General features: G+C 68.1%; 20 protein-coding genes. 11 read left to right on the plus strand and 9 right to left on the minus strand.

Going from position 1 to position 22,728, the window contains the following annotated elements:
• The first annotated feature begins 129 nt into the window (after positions 1-129).
• The 6 genes from accC (at position 130) to ABNX08_RS18455 (ending at position 6,331) form a co-directional block, all read left to right on the plus strand.
• Positions 130-1,482: an acetyl-CoA carboxylase biotin carboxylase subunit gene (accC, locus tag ABNX08_RS18430; protein WP_022536595.1), complete on the plus strand. Its 1,353-nt coding sequence runs from the start codon at positions 130-132 to the stop codon at positions 1,480-1,482.
• Between the two features lie 55 nt (positions 1,483-1,537).
• Positions 1,538-2,431, plus strand: coding sequence for a 50S ribosomal protein L11 methyltransferase (gene prmA, locus ABNX08_RS18435; protein ID WP_022536596.1), 894 nt, complete (start codon positions 1,538-1,540; stop codon positions 2,429-2,431).
• A gap of 9 nt (positions 2,432-2,440) precedes the next feature.
• Complete coding sequence (locus tag ABNX08_RS18440; RefSeq protein WP_022536597.1) at positions 2,441-4,126, plus strand: zinc-ribbon and DUF3426 domain-containing protein; 1,686 nt, start codon at positions 2,441-2,443, stop codon at positions 4,124-4,126.
• 120 nt (positions 4,127-4,246) lie between these two features.
• Complete coding sequence (gene tpx / locus ABNX08_RS18445) at positions 4,247-4,747, plus strand: thiol peroxidase (RefSeq protein ID WP_022536598.1); 501 nt, start codon at positions 4,247-4,249, stop codon at positions 4,745-4,747.
• 131 nt (positions 4,748-4,878) lie between these two features.
• Positions 4,879-5,826 (plus strand): carbohydrate kinase family protein, encoded by a 948-nt coding sequence (locus tag ABNX08_RS18450; RefSeq protein WP_022536599.1) that lies wholly within the window; start codon positions 4,879-4,881, stop codon positions 5,824-5,826.
• A gap of 37 nt (positions 5,827-5,863) precedes the next feature.
• The gene (locus ABNX08_RS18455; RefSeq protein WP_022536600.1) at positions 5,864-6,331 is read left to right on the plus strand and encodes a membrane protein; all 468 of its coding nucleotides are present in this window, start codon (positions 5,864-5,866) and stop codon (positions 6,329-6,331) included.
• Between the two features lie 264 nt (positions 6,332-6,595).
• On the opposite strand, the gene ABNX08_RS18460 is transcribed toward ABNX08_RS18455, so the two are convergent.
• The gene (locus ABNX08_RS18460; RefSeq protein WP_349607142.1) at positions 6,596-7,195 is read right to left on the minus strand and encodes a histone H1-like DNA-binding protein; all 600 of its coding nucleotides are present in this window, start codon (positions 7,193-7,195) and stop codon (positions 6,596-6,598) included.
• A gap of 1,669 nt (positions 7,196-8,864) precedes the next feature.
• On the opposite strand from ABNX08_RS18460, the gene ABNX08_RS18465 reads away from it, so the two are divergent.
• Entirely contained in the window at positions 8,865-9,338 is a 474-nt protein-coding gene (locus tag ABNX08_RS18465; protein WP_022536602.1) for a DUF2147 domain-containing protein, read from the plus strand.
• Positions 9,339-9,589: 251 nt separating this feature from the next.
• Here ABNX08_RS18465 and ABNX08_RS18470 read toward each other — a convergent pair whose 3' ends face one another.
• Together ABNX08_RS18470 and ABNX08_RS18475 are read right to left on the minus strand one after the other, a co-directional pair.
• Positions 9,590-11,713 carry a TonB-dependent siderophore receptor gene (locus ABNX08_RS18470; protein ID WP_022536603.1) on the minus strand — a complete coding sequence of 708 codons (2,124 nt, stop codon included), beginning with the start codon at positions 11,711-11,713 and terminating at the stop codon, positions 9,590-9,592.
• 176 nt (positions 11,714-11,889) lie between these two features.
• Positions 11,890-12,768 carry a LysR family transcriptional regulator gene (locus tag ABNX08_RS18475; protein ID WP_022536604.1) on the minus strand — a complete coding sequence of 293 codons (879 nt, stop codon included), beginning with the start codon at positions 12,766-12,768 and terminating at the stop codon, positions 11,890-11,892.
• A 147-nt stretch (positions 12,769-12,915) separates the two neighbouring features.
• Here ABNX08_RS18475 and ABNX08_RS18480 point away from each other — a divergent pair, with 147 nt between their 5' ends.
• Positions 12,916-13,308: a 4-oxalocrotonate tautomerase gene (locus ABNX08_RS18480; RefSeq protein WP_022536605.1), complete on the plus strand. Its 393-nt coding sequence runs from the start codon at positions 12,916-12,918 to the stop codon at positions 13,306-13,308.
• 222 nt (positions 13,309-13,530) lie between these two features.
• Complete coding sequence (locus ABNX08_RS18485; RefSeq protein WP_022536606.1) at positions 13,531-14,364, plus strand: aldo/keto reductase; 834 nt, start codon at positions 13,531-13,533, stop codon at positions 14,362-14,364.
• A gap of 38 nt (positions 14,365-14,402) precedes the next feature.
• Here ABNX08_RS18485 and ABNX08_RS18490 read toward each other — a convergent pair whose 3' ends face one another.
• Positions 14,403-14,816 (minus strand): hypothetical protein, encoded by a 414-nt coding sequence (locus tag ABNX08_RS18490; protein WP_022536607.1) that lies wholly within the window; start codon positions 14,814-14,816, stop codon positions 14,403-14,405.
• A 226-nt stretch (positions 14,817-15,042) separates the two neighbouring features.
• Between ABNX08_RS18490 and ABNX08_RS18495 the strand changes: the two genes are divergently transcribed.
• On the plus strand, positions 15,043-15,621 hold the full coding sequence (locus tag ABNX08_RS18495) for a YSC84-related protein (RefSeq protein ID WP_022536608.1): 579 nt from the start codon (positions 15,043-15,045) through the stop codon (positions 15,619-15,621).
• A gap of 115 nt (positions 15,622-15,736) precedes the next feature.
• On the plus strand, positions 15,737-16,636 hold the full coding sequence (locus tag ABNX08_RS18500) for a recombination-associated protein RdgC (RefSeq protein ID WP_022536609.1): 900 nt from the start codon (positions 15,737-15,739) through the stop codon (positions 16,634-16,636).
• Positions 16,637-16,672: 36 nt separating this feature from the next.
• Here the strand turns inward: ABNX08_RS18500 and ABNX08_RS18505 are convergent, their stop codons facing one another.
• From ABNX08_RS18505 to ABNX08_RS18525, 5 genes are all read right to left on the minus strand, one after another.
• Entirely contained in the window at positions 16,673-17,116 is a 444-nt protein-coding gene (locus ABNX08_RS18505; protein WP_022536610.1) for a thioesterase family protein, read from the minus strand.
• 120 nt (positions 17,117-17,236) lie between these two features.
• Positions 17,237-18,052: a DUF4381 family protein gene (locus tag ABNX08_RS18510; protein WP_022536611.1), complete on the minus strand. Its 816-nt coding sequence runs from the start codon at positions 18,050-18,052 to the stop codon at positions 17,237-17,239.
• Positions 18,049-19,074, minus strand: coding sequence for a DUF58 domain-containing protein (locus ABNX08_RS18515; RefSeq protein ID WP_041681598.1), 1,026 nt, complete (start codon positions 19,072-19,074; stop codon positions 18,049-18,051). The genes ABNX08_RS18510 and ABNX08_RS18515 overlap by 4 nt, the downstream gene beginning before the upstream one ends.
• Before the next feature lie 20 nt (positions 19,075-19,094).
• Positions 19,095-20,069 (minus strand): MoxR family ATPase, encoded by a 975-nt coding sequence (locus tag ABNX08_RS18520; RefSeq protein ID WP_022536613.1) that lies wholly within the window; start codon positions 20,067-20,069, stop codon positions 19,095-19,097.
• Complete coding sequence (locus ABNX08_RS18525) at positions 20,066-22,594, minus strand: fused MFS/spermidine synthase (RefSeq protein WP_374063685.1); 2,529 nt, start codon at positions 22,592-22,594, stop codon at positions 20,066-20,068. The genes ABNX08_RS18520 and ABNX08_RS18525 overlap by 4 nt, the downstream gene beginning before the upstream one ends.
• Between the last annotated feature and the right edge of the window lie 134 nt (positions 22,595-22,728).

Genomic DNA, 22,728 nt, shown 5'->3' on the forward strand with positions numbered 1-22,728 from the left:
CCGTTCCGTGCAGTTCCATGCAGTTCCGCGCAGTATTGCGGCCACGACGGCTACCCGCCCTGCGGCCGCGCGCCCGATGTGCCTTTCCGGCACGCAGCGGGACCGCTCCTGTTCTCGCAGAGAGAGACCATGTTTGAAAAAATTCTGATCGCGAACCGCGGCGAAATCGCTCTACGCATCCAGCGCGCCTGCCGCGAACTGGGCATCAAGACGGTCGTGGTGTACTCCGAGGCCGACAAGGAGGCCAAGTACGTGCGCCTGGCCGACGAAGCCGTCTGTATCGGCCCGGCCCCGTCGCCGCTGTCTTACCTCAATATGCCCGCCATCATCTCGGCCGCCGAGGTGACCGACGCGCAGGCCATCCACCCCGGCTACGGCTTCCTGTCGGAGAACTCCGACTTCGCCGAGCGCGTGGAGAAATCCGGCTTCGTCTTTATCGGCCCCACCGCCGACAGCATCCGCCTGATGGGCGACAAGGTCTCGGCCAAGCAGTCCATGATCAAGGCCGGCGTGCCGTGCGTGCCCGGCTCGGACGGCGCCCTGCCCGACGATCCCAAGGAAATCCTGGCGACCGCACGCCGCGTGGGCTACCCGGTGATCATCAAGGCCGCCGGCGGCGGCGGTGGCCGCGGCATGCGCGTGGTGCACACGGAAGCCGCGCTGATCAACGCCGTCAACATGACGCGCGAAGAGGCCGGTCGCGCCTTCGGCAATCCCGAGGTCTACATGGAGAAGTTCCTCGAGAACCCGCGCCATGTGGAAATCCAGATCCTTGCCGACCAGCACCGCCAGGCAATCTGGCTGGGCGAGCGCGACTGCTCGATGCAGCGCCGCCACCAGAAGGTGATCGAGGAAGCGCCCGCGCCGCACATCCCGCGCCGCCTGATCGAGCGCATCGGCGACCGCTGCGCCGAGGCCTGCAAGAAGATGGGCTACCGCGGCGCCGGCACCTTCGAGTTCCTGTACGAGAACAACGAGTTCTACTTCATCGAGATGAACACGCGCGTGCAGGTCGAGCACCCGGTCACCGAGATGATCACCGGCATCGATATCGTGCAGGAGCAGATCCGCATCGCCTTTGGCGAGAAGCTGCGTTTCCGCCAGAAGGACGTGCAGTTCCGCGGCCACGCGATCGAATGCCGCGTGAACGCCGAGGACCCGTTCAAGTTCACGCCGTCGCCGGGCCGCATCACCGCCTGGCACATGCCCGGCGGCCCGGGTGTGCGGGTCGACTCGCACGCGTATGATGGCTACTTCGTGCCGCCCAACTACGATTCGATGATCGGCAAGATCATCACTTACGGCGCCACGCGCGAGCAGGCTATCGCCCGCATGCGCATCGCGCTGTCCGAAATGGTGGTGGACGGCATCCAGACCAACGTGCCGCTGCACCGCGAGCTGATGATGGACGCCAACTTCGTCGAAGGCGGCACCAGCATCCACTATCTCGAGCATCGCCTGGCGGAGCGCGCGAAGGCCTGACGCAACGTTACCCGCAATACACACCGCAGCAAGCACGTAGGAAGCAAGGAAGCCCGTGGCATTTCAGGAATGTGTGATCGAAGTGGCGCAGGACCAGGCCGAGGCCTGGTCTGACGCCCTGTTCGACCTCGGCGCGCTGTCGGTCTCGGTGGAAGACGCCGATGCCGACACGCCCGACGAGCAGCCGCTCTTTGGCGAGCCCGGGCTGGAACCGAAGCAACTCGCGTGGAACCGCTCGCGCGTGGTGGCGCTGTTTGGCGACGATGCCGATCCGGCCGTCGTGGTGGCGGCTGCCTCCAACCAGCTCGGCATCGACCCGGTGCCGGCGTTCGAACTGCGCGCGGTCGAGGACCAGGACTGGGTGCGGCTGACGCAATCACAGTTCGAGCCGATCCGCATCGGCGAGCGCATCTGGGTGGTGCCGTCGTGGCACGACGCGCCCGAGCCCGACGCCGTGGTGCTGGAGCTGGACCCCGGCCTGGCCTTCGGCACCGGCAGCCACCCCACCACGCGGCTGTGCATGCAATGGCTTGAGCAGAACCTGAAGCCGGGCGAGACCGTGCTCGACTATGGCTGCGGCTCCGGCATCCTGGCGATCGTCGCGCGCAAGCTGGGCGCGGGCGACACCATCGGCATCGATATCGATCCCAACGCCGTGGAAGCGTCGCGCTACAACGCCGAGCGCAACCAGGTGCAAGCATCGTTCGCACTGCCCGAGTCGGTGTCCGACGCAAGCTACGACCTGGTGGTCGCCAATATCCTGTCCAACCCGCTCAAGCTGATGGCGGCCATGCTCAGCGCCCGCGTGCGCCCCGGCGGCCGGCTGGTGCTCTCCGGCGTGCTCGAGCGCCAGGCGGATGAAGTTGCCGCGGCCTACGCGCCCTGGCTGCCGCTGACGGTGTGGCGCAGCGAGGAAGGCTGGGTCTGCCTGCATGGCACCCGCCCCTGACCGGTACTGATGGCCGCCGTCAAGCTCGTCACGCGCTGCCCGGCCTGCCGCACCGCCTTCCGGCTGGTCGCCGACCAGTTGCGCCTGCGCCAGGGGCTGGTGCGTTGCGGCCACTGCGAAACGGTGTTCGACGCGCGCGAACACCTGATCGAGATTCCCTTGCCGGCCGGTGGCGCCACGCCTGCCGCAGCCGCGCCCGTTTCCTCCGCAGCACCAGCCCGCGCTGCTTCCGCCCCGGCATCGGCTGGGGCCGCGCCCGCGCCGATGCCAGCTTCCGCGCCGCTCGCGCCCCTTACGCCCCAGACGCCCCAGACGCCATTCAAGCCCACCATCGATCCTGGCTATGACGTGCCGGCGCTGGACGCGCCGACCATGATGATGTCGCCGGAAGAGATGGACGCACAGGCGGACGCCTCCGCGGCGGCCCCAGCGCAGGCCGGCATGGACGACGACGAGATCGAGCGTGCGGTGCGCGAAGCCAACGAAGCCGTCGCGCAACGCGATGCGCGCGATGCCGAACGGCAGGCCGCGGCCCCGACGGAGGAACCGGCGCAGCCGCCGGCTGCCGTGGGAGTCGGGGCTGAAGTGGAGCCCGAAGCCGAGTCTGAAGCCGAGCCTGAAGCCGAAGCTGAAGTCGAGCCTGAAGTCAAAGCTGAAGCCGACCTTGAACTCGAGCCCGAGGCCGGCGCCGACGCAGCGCCCGCATCAGCAACCCCTGCCGGCCCGAATCACGCCGAGGACACTCCGGCACAGCCGGCATCCGTGGCCGTCCCCTGGCCGACGCTCGATCATGCCGCGCTGGATATGGCGGAACCGGCGGCGGAAAAGCCGGCTGCATCGGAACCGCAAGCCGCGACCGACAAGCCCGCACCATCGCCCGCCGCACCCGCTGCAGCGATCCCCAGCGCCAGCGAATTCCTGCGCGCGGCGTCCGCCGATGCCGCGCCCGCGCCATCGGCGCAAGAGCTGTCTTTCACGCCTGCCAGCGCCGATCGCTTCGATGACGCTGGCGAGGAGGCCGGCGCACAAGACCTCGCCCCCGACACTGGCAGCCAACCCTCTACCGTCACCGGCGGCGCCGTGGCGCGCGAGCAGACCACGCGCCGCTGGGCCCGCACGGAAGCGCCGGCCGGCCCGGTGTTCGCCCCCGACTTCCTGCGCCACGCGCGCGAGCGTGAACGCGAACGCACGCGCGAGCCCCGCCGCGGCACCCGCGTGCCGCGCTACGCATGGCATGCGGCCGCCGTCGTGCTCGCCCTCGCCGGCGCGGTGCAGGCCGCGTACCTCGCACGCGGCCAGCTCGCCGGCCAGTTCCCCATGCTGCGGCCGGTGCTCGAGGCGGCCTGCGCGCCGCTGGGCTGCGACGTGCCGCCCTGGCGCGACATCGACGCGCTGCGTATCGAGAGCTCGCAACTTCAGCGCCAGGACGAAAGCGGCGACGTCTACCTGCTGACGGTGACGCTGCGCAACCAGGGCCGCGCCAGCACCGTGCTGCCGGCCATCGAACTGGTGATGACCGACCTGCAGGACCAGCTGCTGCTGCGCCGGGTGCTGCAACCGGCGGATTACCTCGATCCGACGCAAAAGGCCTTTGCCGCGCAGGGTCTTCGCGCGGGCATGGAGCTGCCGGTTCGGGTACGATTCCGGACGCAGCAGGCGCCAGCCAACTACCGCGTGCTGATTTTTTATCCCTGAATTCCCGGCTCGCCGCCGGACCGAATCCGAGTCCGGCAGCGAACCGCGCCCCCACCCGGGTAATGACCGGCCAGGCGCCGGAAACTGAACCGGAAACCATCCAGACATCAAGGAGTAGACATGAGCAACGTCACCCTCGGCGGCAACCCGATCGAAGTCGCAGGCAAGTTCCCGCAGCCCGGCGACAAGGCGCCCGCCTTCTCGCTGGTCGGCAAGGACCTGAAGGACGTCACGCTGGCCGACTTCGCCGGCAAGCGCAAAGTGCTGAACATCGTCCCGAGCCTGGACACGCCGGTGTGCCAGGCTTCGACCCGCAAGTTCAACGAAGCCGCCAGCGGCCTCGCCAACACCGTGGTGCTGACCATCTCGGCTGACCTGCCGTTCGCGATGGGCCGCTTCTGCACCACCGAAGGCCTGGCCAACGTGGTGACGCTGTCGACGATGCGCGGCGCCGAGTTCAAGGGCAACTATGGTGTCGACATCAAGAGCGGCCCGCTCGCAGGCGTGACCGCCCGCGCAGTGGTGGTGCTCGACGAGAACGACACCGTCAAGTACGCGCAGCTGGTGTCGGAAATCAAGACCGAACCGGACTACGACGCCGCCCTGGCCGCACTGAAGTAATCCACGCGACCTGACGGCAGCGGCCGCCCGCAGACCCGGGGCGGCCGCTGCTGCTTTCTGCCTTACCGCTTTCGCAGTAGCCTTCCCGCAAGGGATCCACCCACCTGACCGACCTACCACCTGGAGAGAGCATGGCCAGCCTGATCTGCGGCTCCGTCGCCTACGACACCATCATGACGTTCGACGGACGTTTCCGAGAACATATCCTGCCGGACCAGATCCACATGCTGAACGTGTCGTTCCTGGTGCCCGGCATGCGGCGCGAGTTCGGCGGGTGCGCCGGCAACATCGCCTACACGCTGAAAATGCTCGGCGGCGACCCCATGGTGATGGCCACCGTCGGCTCCGACGCCGAACCGTACCTGGAATACCTGCGCAAGCTGGAGATCCCCACGCAACACATCCGCGTGCTGCCGGAGACGTTCACGGCGCAGGCGATGATCACCACCGACCTGGACAACAACCAGATCACCGCCTTCCACCCTGGCGCAATGAGCCAGTCGCAGCTGAATAACGTCAAGGATGCACTGGGCAGCGCCAGCGCGCCGCGCCTGGGCATCGTCGCGCCCGACAGCCGCGAAGGCATGCTGCACCACGCGCGCCAGTTCGCCGACGCGGGCGTGCCGTTCATCTTTGACCTGGGTCAGGCCATGCCCCTGTTCAACGGGGACGACCTGCGGGAGTTCGTTGAACTCGCCAGTTACGTGACAGTCAATGACTACGAGGCGCAGGTCCTGCTGTCGCGCACCGCGTGGACCAGCGCCGATGTCGCCGCCAAGGTCCGTGCCTTCATCGTCACGCACGGCGAGCGCGGCGCCAGCATCTTTGCCGATGGTAGCCAGTACGCGATCCCGGCCGTCCAGGCCGAGCGCATCGTGGACCCGACCGGCTGTGGCGACGCCTTCCGCGGCGGCCTGCTCTACGGCATTGAAAACGGTTTAGACTGGGAAACGACCGGCCGCCTGGCGTCACTGATGGGGTCGGTCAAGATTGCGCAGCAAGGTCCGCAGAACCACTGGTTGTCGCGCGAAGAAATCGGCAACCGGTTCCAGTCTGCATTCGGGTACCGCTACGCCTGACCTGCGACCAGAGCGTGGCTTTTTTCGGTAACAAGAGATGAACAACAAGCTCCGTGGCGGCGCCGTTGCCGTCCTTGCCCTCGTCACGCTGGTTGCCGGCTGTGCCACGCAGTCCAACTCCAACAGCGTCTACGGCACGGGCCAGGCGCAGCGCGAACAGACCGTGCGCTACGGCGTGGTCGAAGGCGTGCGCGAAGTCTCCATCCAGGGCGGCCAGACCGGCGCCGGCACGCTCGCGGGTGGTGCCATCGGCGGCATCGCGGCCGGCAGCACCATCGGTGGCGGCAATGGCGCGGTGGCCGCAGGCATTCTCGGCGCGATTCTGGGCGGCATCGCCGGTAGCGCCGCCGAGAACAAGATCAACCAGCGCCGCGGCCTGGAAATCACCGTGCGCCTGGACAACGGCGAGATGCGCGCAATCACGCAGGAGGCCGACGAGGCCTTCCGCCCCGGCGAGCGCGTGCGACTGCTGTCTTCGGGCGGCGTGACGCGCGTCACGCACTGAGCGCAAGCGGCCCGGGAGGGCCGCGGCGACGCTGCATCGCAAGCGCCGCACCCGCAAGGGTCGCGGCGCTTTTTCTTTTGGCGTCGAGGTTGGCCTGAAGCCGGCGCGCGCCCATGAAAAAACCCGCCGGGCGGATGCCATCGGCGGGTCGGCAAGACTGGCGTCTTGCGGACCGGATACGCAGTATCCGGTCATGCTGGCACGCGCTGCGTGCCGGTGTGGTTCCTTGCGGAACGTGCAAGCTCCACGCCGTGGCGGCGCAGCTTACGGACGGTTGCCCGTCGGGAACGGCCAGGCAGCAGCCGGGTTCAGCGCGGTCTTGGCAGCCGAAGCGGGAGCCACGGCAGGGGCAGCGGCAGGCTTGGCAGCAGGCGCCTTCTTGGAAGCGGCCTTCTTGGCAGCCGGCTTCTTGGCGGCAGCCTTCTTGGCCGGGGCCTTCTTGGCGGCTACCTTCTTGGTGGCAGCCTTCTTGGCGGCCGGTGCCTTCTTGGCGGCGACCTTCTTGGTTGCGGCCTTCTTGGCCGGTGCGGCCTTCTTGGCGGCTACCTTCTTGGCGGCTACCTTCTTGGTGGCTACCTTCTTGGTGGCGACCTTCTTGGCTGCCGGTGCCTTCTTGGCTGCAACCTTCTTGGCGGCTACCTTCTTGGTCGCGACCTTCTTGGCGGGGGCCTTCTTGGCCGCTGCCTTCTTGGCGGCCGGCGCCTTCTTCGCGGCTACCTTCTTGGTTGCGGCCTTCTTGGCGGCCGGTGCTGCCTTCTTGGCGGCTACCTTCTTCACAGCAGCCTTCTTGGCCGGAGCGGCCTTCTTGGCGGCCGGCTTGGCGGCCTTCTTAGCCGCCGGCTTTTTCTTTGCAGCAGTTGCCATGGATAACTCCTTCACTAGAGAGTGAATATCGAATGACCTAAGTTGGCGACCCGACCGACCCGAGGCGCAAGACAGCAGCGCAGCCCCAGTCGAGCGAGCGATTCATCGGCGTGCGGCGCATTTGCGGCTGCACGCTAATGAATTCGGTTACAGGCGCACCGCCCCTGGCGGTGACTTGGCGGCCGGAGCGAGCCCGCAAGCGGGTCTCGGGCACGTGCCGCGCCCTGGAATATTCGATCAGCCCACGCCGCCCGTTGAGTCGGCGCGCGGCCAGAAATGAGGAGATATCGGACAGCAGGCCTGCGGTGCGGGCATGGCCTCGCGCACGGCAGGCGGCATTCATCATTCGGTGGTAGCTGGCCCAACCCGTCACTGGGCCAAGGGAGACTGCACGCGTTTTAAGAAGCCGGTCCGGCCTGGTCTGCGTCAAAGTTCTCGTGCTCCTCAGCTACTACCTGCATCACTGCATCGAAGCGCGCATCGCGCTCGTCGTTCCATCTTGCTCTTCCTGCTTCTCTGCAATGAAGTGAGACTCTTGTCAAGGCGAATCATAATTCGTTTGCACCATGATGTTAAGAAAAAAGTGCAAAAAAACTTGCCTGCATGCATCGCTCCAACTAGTTCTCACGCGTGTCGTCACGAAGACGTTGCCAATGGCATCGCCATGCATCGCGCGCACGCATGCGGCGACGCGTGTTTCTCTCTCTTGCACACACGTCGCGACACCCTTTCACACCTTCCACGCACGCAGCTTTTACACACCCGCGCGCGACCCGATTACAAGCCGCGCGATGCGCGTCGCAAGCGCGCGCGTAGGTAGCGTCGCGTCTCATCTCGACTTGCGGAAAGCCGCATGGATAAAGGCTTTGCGGGCGATGCACCGCGGCGCGCGCGGCACGCCGCGAGGCGCGCAAGCAGGTTGGCGAGCGCGCGTGAGACTGGCCGCGCGGCGCGTCCTCTGCATGCGTTACACAGTCGGCCGCGCGCTCGATCGCGCCATGGCACCGGAGCCGCGGCATCGATCCGCGCGCGCGTCGCGCGACACGATGCGCGAACCTCGGCGCGAGTGATGCGCGCGCGCAACGGTTTGCATCGGAGCAACAGCGCGAACGCATCGAAAGCGTTGCGATTGAGCAAAGCGACGACGCGAGCGAAGCATTGCGGCAACACATCGGCGGCGCGTCGCACCACACCATCGCCGTCACCATCGCCCCTCGCGCATCCGTCGGTGCGCTTGCTCCTCGAGGGTGCTGGAGGTTGCCGGTCTCGCTCGCACAGTTGGATCGTCAGTCAGGTCCTCAGTTACGTCATCGCTTGCGCCGCCGGTCGTGCCGCGCATGCCGGCGCGCGTGGCACGCGAGGTGCCCGCGGCGCGTCGTACGTCCGCTTAGAGGATTGCTTCAGCGCCCCCGAGGCGATGCCAATTGCTGCGACACAAAAACCTGCAAACCGCACGTGCAGGCGGCTTTGCGGGTAGCGGGCCGGATCAGCGGCAAGGCTTGCGCGCCGTCGCGCCGGATTGCGGCGACGCGCCCGCGCCAGTAGATTGGCGTGCGCGCCCGCCGCTCGCTGGCTGCCCGGATGACCCGATTCGATCCATTGCGGCAGCCGCCGCGCGGCGCACCGCACCGGCATACTGCCGGTGGCCACGAACCTCAAAGGAGACATCATGCGCATCCATCCCACCCTCGCCTGCACCCGACCGCTGTGGCGCGCCGCCGTGCTCGCCGCCGCCCTGCTCGGCAGCGCCGCGGCGATGGCCCAGGCCACGCCGAGCGGCATGTGGAAGACCATCGACGACAACACCGGCAAGCCGCGCGGCCTGGTGGAGATCACCGAGAGGAACGGCGTCTACAGCGGGCGCCTGGTGAAGTCCTTCGTCGAGAGCGACGGCAAGCCGCGCGTGTGCGACAAGTGCACCGACGCGCGCAAGGACCAGCCCGTGATCGGCATGACCATCCTGTCCGGCCTGCGCAAGACCGGCGAGAACGAGTGGAGCGGCGGCGAGATCCTGGACCCCGAGAACGGCAAGGTCTACAAGAGCAAGATCTCGCTGGCCGAGGATGGCAACAAGCTCAACGTGCGCGGCTTCATCGGCATCAGCCTGATCGGCCGTACCCAGACCTGGGAGCGCGAGCACTGAGCACCGCGGCGCGATGGCATGCCGGCGCGGTGGAGACTCAGGGTTTCTCCGCAGGCGCGCTGTTGCATGTCGCCCGCGGCGACGCACGCAACAGTGAGTGCGGATTGATGGACTTGTTCTTGCGCCGACCTGGTCCACGGCACAGACGGTGACATGCCGTCATACGCTGCCGGTTCAAGAGAAGGTTCAGGCAAAAAAAAAAACCGGACGGTGTCGAGCCGCCCGGTTTTTCTTGTCCACGATACTGCGCTTTACATCCGGTACCGCAGCGTCGCCATCACGCTGCGCGGAGCGCCCGGCATGTTCAGGTTGGGGCTGGTGCCGTGGGCCGAGACGATATAGCCCTTGTCGAACAGGTTGTACACGTTGAGCTGCGCCTCGAACGCGCCGCGGCGGTACCAGGCCATGGCGTCGGCGGTGACATAGCCGGGCAGCGTCACGGTGTTCTGCGGATCGGCGTAGCGCGAGCCCACCAGGTTCACCCCGACGCCCACGCCGAAGCCGTGGCCGAGGTCCTTGGTCAGCCACGCGTTGCCGGAGTGGCGCGGCGTGATAGTGGCGCGCTTGCCTTGCAGCGCGGCGCTCGACTTGGTGATGGTGGCGTCCAGGTAGGCATAGCCGGCCAGCATGCGCCAGCCGCTGCCGAGTTCGGCCGCGCCGGCGATTTCCACGCCGTCGGTGCGCTGCTCGCCGATCGGCAGCAGCGCCGTGTTGGCGGCGTTGGCCACCTTGATATTGCTGCGCTCCAGGCGGAACACCGAGATGGTCGTGCTGGCCTTGCCGTTCAGCCAGTCGTACTTGGCGCCGATCTCGGTGTTGTTGGTGGTCTCCGGCGACAGGTCGGCATTGTTCGCCGCCAGCGCAAAGGCCTCGCCCGAAGGCTGGAACGACTTGCTCCACGACACGTAGTACGACTGCGCCTTCGACGGCTGCCACACCAGGCCCGCGCGCGGGCTCCAGGCGGTGTCGGTGCGCGACAGGTTGCGCTGGCCGGCGATCCGGTTCTGCGTCTCCTGCTGGAAGTTGTCGTAGCGCACACCCACCAGCGCCTTCCACTGCTCGCTGAAGGTGATCATGTCCTGGGTGTAGAACGCCAGGGTATTGAAGATGCCGAGGTTGGAGGTGGTCGGCGTGCCCGGCGCCTGGCGCGGCAGCGTCAGCAGCACCGGGTTGAACAGGTCGAAGACGGCGGTACGGCCGTCGGCACCCAGCACCGGCTTGGTGTTGTTGACCTGGTCCTTGTTCTGCTGCCCGATCTCCATGCCATACAGCAGCTCGTGCTGCATGCCGAGGAAGGACGCCTTCTGGATCAGATCGGTCTGGTTGAACCAGCCATGCTCCTCGCGGCGGACATTGCCGTGGTTCATGGTCAGGGTGCGGGCCGCCTCGTTGACCGTGTTGGTGAGCGTGTTGTTGCGGTCCAGCGAGTAGTGGTAGTAGCGGGTCGCATTGCGGATCGACCAGTTCTCGTTGAAGCGATGGTTGATCGTGGCGGTACCGGAGAACACCCGCGACTGCGAATAGTCGGCGTCGCGCGCATTGGCCGCGCCGTAGTAGCGCGAGGCCGGCACGTCGACCGGACGGCCCTGGAAGGCCGGGATGCCGAAGTCGGTCACGCGGCGATCTTCCAGATAGTCGGCCTGCAGCAGCACAGTGGTCTCGGGCGCCACGCGCAGCTCCAGCGACGGCGCGATAGCCGAGCGGTCCAGGAACTGCTGCGAGCGGTAGCTGTTGGCCTTCTGCACCGCGCCGGTCACGCGGAACGCAGCGGCGCCGTCGGCAAACACGCGGCCGACGTCGGCCTCGGCGCGGCGGTCGGCCCACATGCCGTAGCTGAGCGCGAAGTCGGTGACGTCGATGCCGGGCTTCTTGGTCACGCGGTTGATCAGTCCACCCGCCGAGCCGCGCCCGTACAGCACCGCCGCCGGGCCTTTGATGACCTCGACGCGGTCGACGTTGGACATATCGCGGAAGTACAGCGCGTCGTCGCGGATGCCGTCGACGAACTGGTCGGCGATCGCGGTGAAGCCGCGGATCGACACCTGGTCGCGCTGGCCGTCACCGTGGGAGAACGACACGCCCGGCACGTTCTTCAGCGCGTCCTGCATCGAGGTCGCATGCTGGTCGCGCATCACGTCGGCGGTGACCACGTTGACCGTCTGCGGGATGTCGCGCAGCGGCGCCTCGGTCTTGGTCGCGCTGACCGCGTTGGGCGGGTTATAGCCGGCGCCAAGCTCGCGGCTGGCATCGGCCCTGACCGTGACCTCCGGCAACTGCGCCGAAGCGGCTGGCGCGGTCTGGGCCCATGCCAGCATCGGTTGAAAAACGAAGCTCCCCGCTACCGCGGCACAGATCGGGTGAAGTTTTATTCTCATTTCCCTGCTTATTTTCCTGTATTCGCTTGTAATAATTTTTTGAAAAGCGACGCATTATCAATTATGGAAATGAGAGGGTCAACGAGATTGGGAACAATTCGCATTACGCGATCTAAAGTTGTTGTTTTCAGAACGTGTCGTCTTCTCCCCGCTCGTTGTGCGCGATGAATACTTCCTCAGGCCAGTTGTTCGGCCAGCGCATCGCGGGCCTCGGAAATGAGGGCCGACTCGCCGCGCTTGCCGGGCAGCAGGAAGAACTCCGCCTCAGGCAGGCGCGGCAGGCGCAGGCGGGCTACGGTGGCGGCGTCCAGCGGCGCCACGCCGGGCCCCACTGCCGAAGCGTTCAGGCACGACATGCCCAGCCCCGCCGCCAGCGCCAAGTGCAGCCCCGCCACCCCCGAGGCCGAATGCGCGACCTCGTAGGGCAGCCGCTTGCGCTGCAGCAGCTGGATCACGAACTGGTGCAGCGAGCAGGTGTCGGGCAGCAGCACCAGCGGCAACGTTGCAGGAAGCAGCTCGGCTTCGCCCGGCGCTGCCACCCAGGCCAGCGGCTCGCGCCGCAGCACCGTGCCGCGGGTGCTGGCACCCTGCCCCTTGGTGCCGGGGAGCCGCATGCTCAGGCCGATGTCGAAGGCATCCATCTCCGCCGCGGCATCGATCGCCGCGCTCTTCATCACCGTCACGTGCAGGCGCAGGTAGGGGTAGCGTTCGCGCAGCCGGCGCAGCATGCCGGCGATCTCGCCGGGGCGGAAGTAGTCGGTCACCGCCAGGCGCAGTTCGCCCTCGAGCGCGTGGCCGCGCAACTCCTGCAGCGCCAGTTCGTTGAGCGCCAGGATGCGGCGTGCGTGTTCCAGCAGCCGCATGCCCGCCGGCGTGGGGACCGCGCCGTGCCGGCCACGCGCCAGCAGCGGCACGCCGGCGCGCTCCTCCAGCTTGCGCAGCTGCTCGCTGACCGAGGACTGCGACAGGAACAGCCGCGGCGCCGCCGCCGACAGGCTGCCGCTGTCGGCCACCGTGACAAAGGTGCGCAACTGGTCGGTTTCGAATCCACGCATGGCGGTCTCCGGCAAGGTCTGATCGAGGTGAGAGACAGGCGTCTTTGCTTCGGATAATCCGATGGATCACATCGGATATTCCTGCTTTTCCGATATTACACCGCGATCTACCATCACCTCACCAACCCGTTCACACAGGAGCCTGTCATGCCCCATATCGTCCTGCACCTCTCCGGCCAGCCCGATGCCGCCCTGACCCGCCGCAGCGCCACCGCGATCGCCGATATCACCGAGCGCGTGCTCGGCAAGAAGCGCGACGTGATCGCCATCACGGTCCAGTACATTCCCCACGACAGCTGGATCATCGCCGGCGTCCCGCTGTCCGAGCAGGGCTGCAATGCCTTCCACCTGGACATCAGCGTGACCGATGAAACCAACACCAAGGTCGAGAAGGCACAGTTCATCGAGGCCGTGTTCAAGGCCATGTCGGAATTGCTGGGCGAGCTGCATCCGGTCTCGTACGTGCATGTGATCGACGCCCGAGCGGCCGCCTACGGCTATGGCGGACGCACGCAGGAGTACCGGCACCAGCACGGCTGACGCGACTTATCTCTTTCGCATCACGACCGCGAGTCCTAGCGCGATATCTTTGCCGTAACGCTGATCATGACCACCGCGGTGTTCTTTGTGATCGCCGTGTATTTTCTGAGCGGACTGGTCTGAAGCCATCCCGGCGCGCGCGGCTTGTACATTTCGGGTGTTGTTAACTAGTGTGGTTGGGTGCCGCCGGGCACCCGGCCCGGCACCACGGGGAACCAACACATGAGACAAGTCACCCTGCCCGACGGCGAGCGCGTCCCGGCGCTCGGCATGGGAACGTGGAATATGGGCGAATCGCCCGCCGCGCGCGCAGAGGAGATCGCCACGCTGCGCCTCGGCCTGGACCTCGGGCTGCGGCTGATCGATACGGCCGAGATGTACGGCGAGGGCCAGTCCGAAGAGATGATCGGCGAGGCCATCGCCGGGCGCCGCGACGAGGCCTTCCTCGTCAGCAAGGTCTACCCGTTCAACGCCAGCCGGCGCGGCACGATGCAGGCCTGCGAGCGCAGCCTGAAGCGGCTGCGCACCGACCGTATTGACCTCTATCTATTGCACTGGCGCGGCGGCGTGCCGCTGGGAGAGACGGTGCAGGCCATGCAGGCGCTGCAGCGCGACGGCAAGATCCGCCACTGGGGCGTCAGCAACCTGGACCTGGCCGACCTGGAGGAATTGTGGGAGGTGCCAGGCGGCGACCAGCTCGCTGCCAACCAGCTGTTGTACAACCTGGGCCGGCGCGGCATCGAATGGGACCTGCTGCCGTGGCTGCGCCAGCGCGGCGTGCCGGTGATGGCGTATTCGCCGATCGAGCAGTCGCGCCTGCTGGGCCACCCCGGGCTGAAGCGCTTTGCACGCGACCACGGCATGACGCCGGCGCAGGCGGCGCTGGCCTGGCTGCTGGCGCAGGACGGCGTGATCGCCATCCCCAAGACCGGCCGGCGCGAGCGCCTGCAGGAGAACCTGGGGGCGCTGTCGCATCCGCTGTTATCGGCCCAGTTGGCCGAACTCGACCGCATCTTACCGCCGCCCGACGGCCCGGGCGCGCTGGAAATGCTCTGAGCCGGCCTGTAGCGACTCTGAGCGGTCCCTAAGCGACCTTAAGGCTGGCGAGCCGCGTAGCGCTCGCGCTCGACGTACCGCACCAGGTAGGCGCGCGCCTTCTCGCGGGTGTCGGTGGTGACTCGCGCCGCCGCCTGGCGGGCGCTGTTCTTGCCGTGCGACGACGACATCTGCCCGTCAAGGTATGTGCGGAAGGAATCGTGCATGGCATCCAGGTCGGACTGGCACGCGGCCAGCGCCGCGTTGGCCACGTCCTTCGACTGGCCCTTGGCCGACAGGTTGTCGTCGGCCTTCTGCTTGACGCAATCCATGTACTTGGCGCGCAGCGATTGCCAGCCGCTGCTGTCGCCGGCTGCCGCCGCCGTACCGGCGGCGTCGTTGGAGGAACCCGAAGGATGTGAAGCGCACGCGGCCAGGAAGGCCAGCGGCAGGGCGGTCAGGATCTTTTTCATGAAGGCATCGACCGTGCTATGGCAACGGGGTTCCCGCTTTTTTCGCAATGCGGCGGACCCGGCGCAAGTTTCTCGATTTGTCGTCAATTCCCACTCATCTCCTGCCATGAATCGCATTGCAGCACCATCTTCGTCACAAATGGATACGTGTGTAGGACAAGCTGCCATTTCCTGGAGTGCTTCCGGCGCCTATGCTTCAAAGACAACAACACCCACAGGAGCCAAGATGAAACGTCGAACCTTCCTTTCGGCCAGCGCCGGCCTGGCCCTCGGCAGCATGGCACTGGGTGCCTGTACCACGACCGGGCCCGACACACCCACTGACAAGGGTGCCCGCCGCCGCGAACTGGACTCTGGCGTGGATGCCACGCTACAGCGCCTGTACGGCTCGGTCAACGGCTCGCGCGACCTGGGCAACCGCGCGCGCGGCATCCTGGTGTTCCCCAAGACGCTGTCGGCCGGCTTTGTCATCGGCGGCGAGTACGGCGATGGCGCGCTGCGCTCGGGCGGCGCCACGCGCGGCTATTACCGCCTGATCTCCGGCTCGGTCGGCTGGCAGATCGGTGCCCAGTCCAAGTCGATCATCCTGATGTTCCTGACGCAGGATGCGTACGACAAGTTCGTGCGCAGCCAGGGCTGGACGGCCGGTGTGGATGCCACGGTAGCGCTGGCCACCGTCGGCGCCAGCGGCGTGCTGGACACCAACACCGCCCAGCAGCCCATCGTCGGGTTCGTGATGACCAATGCAGGCCTGATGGCCGGTCTGAGCCTCGAAGGCAGCAAGATCACCAAGCTCGACCTGTAGGGGTAGCTGACCTGCCCCTGGCGCCGCGCAGTCCCCTTGCCGCGCGGCGCCGGCCTGCGATTTTCGCGACCGCGCGCCGCGAGGGGATAGAATTCGTCCCTTTGGCCGAATTCTCATGTGGTTCAAGAACCTGCAGGTCCATCGTTTCTCCACACCATGGTCGCCGAGCGCCGACGAGGTCGAAGCCAGCCTGGCGAAGCACGCCTTCTTCCCCGGCACCAGCCTCGAAATGCAGACGCAGGGCTGGGCCTCGCCCCGTGACAACGGCCAGCTGGTCCACACCGTGGGCCGCCAGATGCTGCTGACCCTGCGCACCGAAAAAAAGCTGCTGCCCACCACCGTGGTCAACCAGGTCACGCGCGCCCGCGCCGCCGAGGTCGAAGAGCAGCAAGGCTACAAGCCGGGCCGCAAGCAACTCAAGGAACTGAAGGAGCAGGTCACCGAAGAACTGCTGCCGCGCGCCTTCAGCATCCGCCGCGACACGCGTGTGTGGATCGACCCGGACAACGGCTGGCTCGCCATCGACGCCGCCGCCACGGCCAAGGCCGACGAAGTGCGCGGCATGCTGTTCAAGGCACTGGATTCGCTGCCGCTGGTCAACCTGCACGTCAACCAGTCGCCGGTGGCGGCGATGACTGATTGGCTGTCCGGCGACGCCGCTCCGGCGGGGTTCACCGTCGACCAGGAGATCGAACTGCAGTCCGCCAGCGAGAGCAAGGCCACCGTGCGCTACGTGCGGCATCCGCTCGATGCGGAGGATCTGCAGCGCCATATCGCGGCGGGCAAGCGTTGCACGCGGCTGGCGATGACGTGGAATGACCGCGTGTCGTTCGTGCTGACGGATGGGCTGGTGGTCAAGAAGGTGGCGCCGCTGGATGTCATCAAGGAGCAGGCCGATGGCACGGCTCACGATGAAGATGAGCGCTTCGATGCCGACTTCACCATGATGGCCGGCGAGCTGTCGGGCATGCTCGACGACCTGACCGAAGCACTTGGCGGCGAACGCAAGAGCTAAGACTGATTGCGCGCGCCGCATAGGCGCGCGCTGCCCTCACTCCAGCCAGTTCACCTTGGGGAAGCGCCCGGCAAACCCCTCCGGCATCGGCACGACCTGCTTGTGCACGTAGTCGAAGAACACAAAGCCGGACTTGGCCATCGCGATCAGTGCGCCATCGGCCGGCCGCGTGATGCGGAAAATGATGTCCCCGCCGTACTTGTTGAAGTCCATCACGCCGACTTCGAACTCCAGCTGGTCGCGCGCATGCGCCTCGTTGCGGTACATCGTGGCCAGGTCGGTGACGATGATGCCGACGCCCTCCTGCCTTACGTCCTCGCTGCCGAATTCATACAGGAAGCGCGCCCGCGCCTCGGAGATCATCGAGATCATCGAATCGTTGGCGAGATGGTTGGCCGAGTTGATATCGGTGACGCGCACGGTCAGGTGGGTGGCGTAGCAGAACTGGTCGGCAGGCAGGTCGAGTTTGAGGCGGGCCATGGCAAAGCAAGCTGGAATGGATCGGACGCCGCGCGGCCGGGCCGGCCCGTCAGGGCCGGGGCCGGGGCGCCGGCGAGGCGCCCATCATAAGGGATGCGCCGGTTCGGATATCGGCCGCGCTCAGGGATTTAGCGGCGGCAAGGCCGGCGCCAGATGGCGATGCCGGTGCGCCGGGGCCGGGGCGGCGTGGCGGCGCAAGGCACCCGCCAGCTGCGTGCCGTCCCAGGGGGCCGCTGTCGTAGCTGCGGCGCCGTACAGGCGGCGTTCCAGGGCGAACACGGCATCTGCCAGTTGCGCATCGCCTGCGGCGGCGGTCCATGCCGTCGGGGCGGTGCCGTGCGCGGCGAGCGTCCAGGTGCCCAGCGCCCTGTACGCCGCCGCCGCATCGCCGGCCTGGCAGGCCTGCAGCACGGCCCCCGGGCGCGCGTCCGGGCTTGCGGCGCGAGCACGCCGATGCTCGGCCAGCCGCCGCCGGAATCGCGCCACGAAAGGCTCCAGCCGTCGCCACAGCAGCGCCGCTGCCAGCACAACCAGCACTGCCACCCCGCCCCACAGCAACGTCCGCCACGGCAAACCGCCCTCGCGCGGCAGCGCACCCGCTGACCCGCCCGGGGCCAGCGCACCAGCGTCTCGAGCGGCGGTCACCACGACCTTGACCGCGGCCGCCTCGGAATGCGCCGGTTGGCGCGTGGCGGGGTCGAACCAGTCCACCTCGGCCAGCGCCTCGCGCCGGTAGCGGTTGGCACGGTAGCGCCGCCATGTGCCCCAGCCGGCCCAGGCGAGCGCGGCCAGCAGCAAGGCGCCCGCGACCGGCCAGCCGATCGTCTGCGGCGCCCACGACGGCGGCGCCGGCAGCGCCACGTCGGCCAGCTGCGCCATTGAGACGGGCCCTGCGCTGTCTGCGGCGCCGGGCGCGGTGCTGTGGGTCAGGCTCATCGCGCCACGCCTCCGCCCGCGCGCTGGCGTAGCGGCGCTTGCTGCAAGGGGCTGCCCAGCAGCCGGCGCAGCTGCAACGCGGTTTCTTCGGCCGCCGACAACGGCAACAGCGGCACGCCGATCGCGTGGTGCCAGTCGAGCAGCGCGCGGCCGTGCGACTCGACGAAGTCGGCGATGCTGCGCCGCACCGCGGCCTGGCCGAAGCCCAGCTCCACCTGCAGCTCACCATCGCTGACCACCAGTTGCCCCGACTCCGGCAGCTCGCTGAGGAAGGGATCGTGGACCAGGATGGTCAGCACATCGTTACGCGCCGCCATTGCCAGCAAAAGGTCGCGCGTGCGTGTGTCGTGGCCGTCGAAGTCGCTGATGACGATGACCAGATAGTCATGCCGCGCCTCGCGCGCGGCGTGCTCGAGCGCCGCATTGAGCTGCCCGGCGTCGCCGCGCGCCGGCGCATCGGCGCACAGGGCCTGGTTGAAGCGCACGATGCTGCCCAGCAGCTGCTGCACCGCCTGGCGGCTGCGGCGCGGCGTGAAGGTTTCGCTGCCGGCGTCGCCGAACACCACGCCGCCGATGCGGTCGCCCTCGGCCAGCACGCGCCAGGCGGCCAGTGCCGCGGCCTCGGCCGCGCTGACGGACTTCATCGCGCGCCGGCTGCCGAAGAACATATTGATGCGCTGGTCCACCACCAGCAGCACCGGACGGTCCTTCTCCTCGCTGTACACGCGCACGTGCGGCTTGCCGGTGCGCGCGGTCACGCGCCAGCCCATGCTGCGGATATCGTCGCCGGGCAGGTAGAGGCGCAGCTCCTCGAAGGTCAGCCCGCGCCCGCGCACACGCGAGGCATGGCGCCCGGACAGCACGCTGTGCACCGGCTGGCGCGGTAAAAAGTGGAAGCCCCGCGCCGCCACCTCCAATGCCGCCAGCGCGGCGGCGTCAACGCTGACGCCGGGCACGGCCCCGGAAGACCGTGCGAGCGTCGCGGGGGCTGCACGGGCCAGGGCGCGGAACGGCAGGCGCATGGTCATGGCCTCGCTGGCAATCAGGCCACTGCCACCTGCTGCACCAGGCGGTCGATCACGGCATCGGCGCCGATGCCGGCCGCATGCGCCTCGTACGACAGGATCAGCCGATGGCGGAACACGTCGTGCACCACCGCCTGCACGTCGTCCGGCGTGACGAAGTCGCGCCCGTGTAGCCAGGCGTGGGCGCGCGCCACCTTGTCCAGCCCGATCGAACCGCGCGGACTGACGCCCACCTGGATCCACTTGTCCAGGTCGTCGTCCACCGGCTTGGGCGCGCGCGTGGCCTGCACCAGCGCCACCACGTAGCGCGCCACCGCATCGCTGACATGGACAGTATGGATCTCGACGCGCGCGGTGAAGACCGCCTCCGGCGCAAGCCGGGTCGCATGGGCCGCACCGGAGGCACCGCCCCCCACCTCTTCCTCGCGCGCCAGCTGCACGATCTCCGCCTCCGCGTTGGCCTCCGGGTAGCCCACGCTGACATGCATCAGGAAGCGGTCCATCTGCGCCTCGGGCAACGGATAGGTGCCCTCCTGCTCGATCGGGTTCTGCGTGGCCATCACCAGGAACAGCGGCTCGAGCTTGTGCGTGGTGCCGCCGACGGTGACCTGGCGCTCTTCCATCGCTTCGAGCAGCGCGGCCTGCACCTTGGCCGGGGAACGGTTGACCTCGTCGGCCAGCACCAGGTTGGCAAACACCGGGCCGGGCTGGAAGCGGAACTCGCCCTTGCCGCCTTCGGTGAAATACAGCTCCGAGCCGGTGATATCCGCCGGCAGCAGGTCAGGCGTGAACTGGATGCGCGACAGCCGCGCGTCGAGGTTGCGCGCCAGCATCTTGATGGCGCGCGTCTTGGCCAGCCCAGGCAGCCCCTCCACCAGCAGGTGGCCGTCGGCCAGCAGGCCCAGCAGCAGCCGTTCGATCATGCGCTGCTGGCCGACGATGGATTCGCCCATGCGCTGCTGCAGGGCCAGGACGTCGTCGCGGGCGCTCATGGCGTGCTCCTCGGCTGGGCCGGTGCGCGGCGGGCAGCGTGGCCGCCGAGGAACCACGCGTAGTAGGGATTGTCGGGGTCGGCGCGCATCACCTGCGTGATATCGCTGGCCCAGGCCTCGCGGTCGCCACGGTAGGCGTCCAGTCCGGCGCGATAGAAGGTGTGCAGCACTTCGCGCTGGTGGCGAACCTCGCGCCACAGGGCATCGTCGGCGCCGGTGAGCGGCGGTTCGCTCTGCAGCGACAGCAGCTTCGACAGCGTTTCCGGGAAGGCCTCCTTGCGCACCCAGCCGGCGTATTCGATGCGCGGGCGGTCGTCGGTCACCGCCGGCGCATCGGCGGCGTACCAGTCCAGGCCGGTGCTGTCGGTGACCCAGGTCGCCATCAGTGCCGCCGGCGTGCGCACGCCAACAGCCTGCAGCGCGGCGGCCACTTCGGGTTGTTCAAAGCGCGCGCGGATGCGTGCCACGTCCAGCTGCAGCGGCGCGAGCGAGCCCACCAGCATCATCTCGTGCAGCTCGGTGGTCCACAGCATCGCGTGCGGGAACACATCAAGGAAGCTGCGCACCAGCATGCGGGTGTCTTCGTCGTTCTGCGTCGGCAGCGGCAGCCACTGCGCCACCAGCCCCCCAGGCTGCAACCGCGATGCCGCCAGCCGGTAGAAATCGGTCGAGTACAGGTTCACCACGCCAGCCGCGGATGGCGGCGGCGGCTCCAGCGTGATCAGGTCGTAGCGCTGCGGGCTCTGCAGCAGTTCGCGCCGCCCGTCGCGCAGGCGGATCTCCACGCGCTTGTCGGCCGCCACGCCGAAGTTGCCTTCGAACTTCGGCACCGCGCGCGCCACCGGTGGCAACAGCTCGGCCACCACACGCTGCTCCAGTCCCGGATACGCAAGCGTGGCGCCCGCCGTGATGCCCGTACCGAGCCCGATCACCAGTGCGGACTTCGGCGTGCCGCCATGCACGATCAGCGGCAGCAGCGCCTGCAGCCGCATATAGCGCTGCGAGGTCATGGCATCGCCGGAATTGGACACGCCCTGGATATAGAGGCGCCGGAAGCGGTTGCTCGGCGAGGTCTGCTCCACCACCGCCACGGTGGCGCCCCGCCCCTCCTCGTAGAACACCAGCTCGCCGCCGCGCGCCCGCGCCAGCAATGTGGCGAGCCGGTCCGCCGGGGCCAGCGCCGCAACGATTACCGCCAGCACGCCCACCATCGGCACCGCCCAGCGCGCCGCCGGACGCACGCCGCTGCCCAGCGCCACCGCGACCACGGCCACGACGGCAGCCGCCACCGCCAGCAGCGACAGCGTCGGCACCAGCCCGATCCACGGCACCATTACGAAGCCGGCCAGCGCCGTGCCAGCGATACCGCCCAGCATATTGAGCGCGACCACGCCGCCCACGCCCGCGCCCACGCGCCGGCTGTCCACGCCCACGCGCAGCACGAACGGGAACGCCGCGCCGAGCAGCAGCGTGGGTACGAACACCACGCACAGCGCCGCCAGGGCAAAGCTGGCGCAGGCGGCCAGCAGCGGGCTCGACGTCAGGCCCTGCACCCAGGCCGACAACGCCGCCTGTGCGTGCAGCAGCCATTCGCCTAGCAGCACGATCTCGAGCAGCGCCACCAGTCCGGCGCCGGCCACCAGCAGCCCGAAGGCGCCCCACGGATCGCGCACGCGGTCGGCATGGCGCGCGGCCAGCGCGCTGCCGATCGCCAGCCCCGCCAGGTAGGTCGCCAGTACCACGGTGAAGGCGAAGGTTCGCGTGCTGAGGAACTGCACGATGGCCTGCGTCCACACCACCTCGTACCCAAGCGCAATGCCACCGGCCGCCGCGTACAGCACCAGCGCCAGCCACCACGCCGCCAGCGCCGCGGCGCCGTTGAGCACGCCCGCCGCCACCGCGCTGCCGAGGATGCCAAGCCAGGGAACCAGAACGAAGCCGGCCAGCAGCGTGCCGGCGATAGCACCGGCGGTATTGGCCGCATAGAGCCGTCCGCCATGCACGCCGACCCGGCTCGCGGCCGGCGCCAGCGCCCGCATCAGCACCGGCAGCGTGCCACCCATGGCGGCGGCAGGCAGGATCACCAGCACAAAAGGCAGCGCCCACGCCAGCAGCCCGGCTCGCTGCTCCAGCCACGCGAACGGCGCCGCGGCATGCGCCAGCGCCACGGTGGCACCGATTGCCAGCAGCAGCACGCAGAGCTCCAGCCAGGCGTACAGGCGCAGCGGATTGCCGTGGCGGTCGGCCACCCGGCCGAACAGCCAGCCGCCCAGCGCCAGTCCGGCAAAGAAAGCGCTGACGGCGGCGGTGACCGCGTGCACATCGACGCCCACCACCAGCGACAGCTGCCGGATCCACAGCACCTGGTAGACCAGCCCCGCGGCGCCCGAGGCAAACAGCAGCACGGCAAGCCACAGCCACGCCGAAGCGGCCGCTTCATGCTGCTGTGCGGCTGGCCCGTTGCCGGGTTGTGCCGCCGTACCGCGATCCGGAACATTGCCTTGCGTAGCGTGCGACTTGATCATCGTTAGCACCGTTGGATTCGCCATCGCCGCGGCATGGCTCGCTGCGCTGTCAGCGATATCTGTCATGCCACCAAATGCAGATCGGCCGGGACGGGCAACGCACTCAGCCCGAAGGCTGCGCGCCACCCGTCGCC

Source organism: Cupriavidus sp. DF5525 (genome assembly GCF_040149425.2).
Taxonomy (GTDB): domain Bacteria; phylum Pseudomonadota; class Gammaproteobacteria; order Burkholderiales; family Burkholderiaceae; genus Cupriavidus; species Cupriavidus pickettii_A.

What these genes read in the sequence shown, in the direction of transcription:
- accC (WP_022536595.1), top strand. Translation starts at nt 130, where the DNA reads ATGTTTGAAAAAATTCTGATCGCGAACCGCGGCGAAATCGCTCTACGC.
- ABNX08_RS18440 (WP_022536597.1), top strand. Translation starts at nt 2,441, where the DNA reads ATGGCCGCCGTCAAGCTCGTCACGCGCTGCCCGGCCTGCCGCACCGCC.
- tpx (WP_022536598.1), top strand. Translation starts at nt 4,247, where the DNA reads ATGAGCAACGTCACCCTCGGCGGCAACCCGATCGAAGTCGCAGGCAAG.
- ABNX08_RS18450 (WP_022536599.1), top strand. Translation starts at nt 4,879, where the DNA reads ATGGCCAGCCTGATCTGCGGCTCCGTCGCCTACGACACCATCATGACG.
- ABNX08_RS18455 (WP_022536600.1), top strand. Translation starts at nt 5,864, where the DNA reads ATGAACAACAAGCTCCGTGGCGGCGCCGTTGCCGTCCTTGCCCTCGTC.
- ABNX08_RS18460 (WP_349607142.1), bottom strand. Translation starts at nt 7,195, where the DNA reads ATGGCAACTGCTGCAAAGAAAAAGCCGGCGGCTAAGAAGGCCGCCAAG.
- ABNX08_RS18465 (WP_022536602.1), top strand. Translation starts at nt 8,865, where the DNA reads ATGCGCATCCATCCCACCCTCGCCTGCACCCGACCGCTGTGGCGCGCC.
- ABNX08_RS18470 (WP_022536603.1), bottom strand. Translation starts at nt 11,713, where the DNA reads ATGAGAATAAAACTTCACCCGATCTGTGCCGCGGTAGCGGGGAGCTTC.
- ABNX08_RS18475 (WP_022536604.1), bottom strand. Translation starts at nt 12,768, where the DNA reads ATGCGTGGATTCGAAACCGACCAGTTGCGCACCTTTGTCACGGTGGCC.
- ABNX08_RS18480 (WP_022536605.1), top strand. Translation starts at nt 12,916, where the DNA reads ATGCCCCATATCGTCCTGCACCTCTCCGGCCAGCCCGATGCCGCCCTG.
- ABNX08_RS18485 (WP_022536606.1), top strand. Translation starts at nt 13,531, where the DNA reads ATGAGACAAGTCACCCTGCCCGACGGCGAGCGCGTCCCGGCGCTCGGC.
- ABNX08_RS18490 (WP_022536607.1), bottom strand. Translation starts at nt 14,816, where the DNA reads ATGAAAAAGATCCTGACCGCCCTGCCGCTGGCCTTCCTGGCCGCGTGC.
- ABNX08_RS18495 (WP_022536608.1), top strand. Translation starts at nt 15,043, where the DNA reads ATGAAACGTCGAACCTTCCTTTCGGCCAGCGCCGGCCTGGCCCTCGGC.
- ABNX08_RS18500 (WP_022536609.1), top strand. Translation starts at nt 15,737, where the DNA reads ATGTGGTTCAAGAACCTGCAGGTCCATCGTTTCTCCACACCATGGTCG.
- ABNX08_RS18505 (WP_022536610.1), bottom strand. Translation starts at nt 17,116, where the DNA reads ATGGCCCGCCTCAAACTCGACCTGCCTGCCGACCAGTTCTGCTACGCC.
- ABNX08_RS18510 (WP_022536611.1), bottom strand. Translation starts at nt 18,052, where the DNA reads ATGAGCCTGACCCACAGCACCGCGCCCGGCGCCGCAGACAGCGCAGGG.
- ABNX08_RS18515 (WP_041681598.1), bottom strand. Translation starts at nt 19,074, where the DNA reads ATGCGCCTGCCGTTCCGCGCCCTGGCCCGTGCAGCCCCCGCGACGCTC.
- ABNX08_RS18520 (WP_022536613.1), bottom strand. Translation starts at nt 20,069, where the DNA reads ATGAGCGCCCGCGACGACGTCCTGGCCCTGCAGCAGCGCATGGGCGAA.
- ABNX08_RS18525 (WP_374063685.1), bottom strand. Translation starts at nt 22,594, where the DNA reads ATGATCAAGTCGCACGCTACGCAAGGCAATGTTCCGGATCGCGGTACG.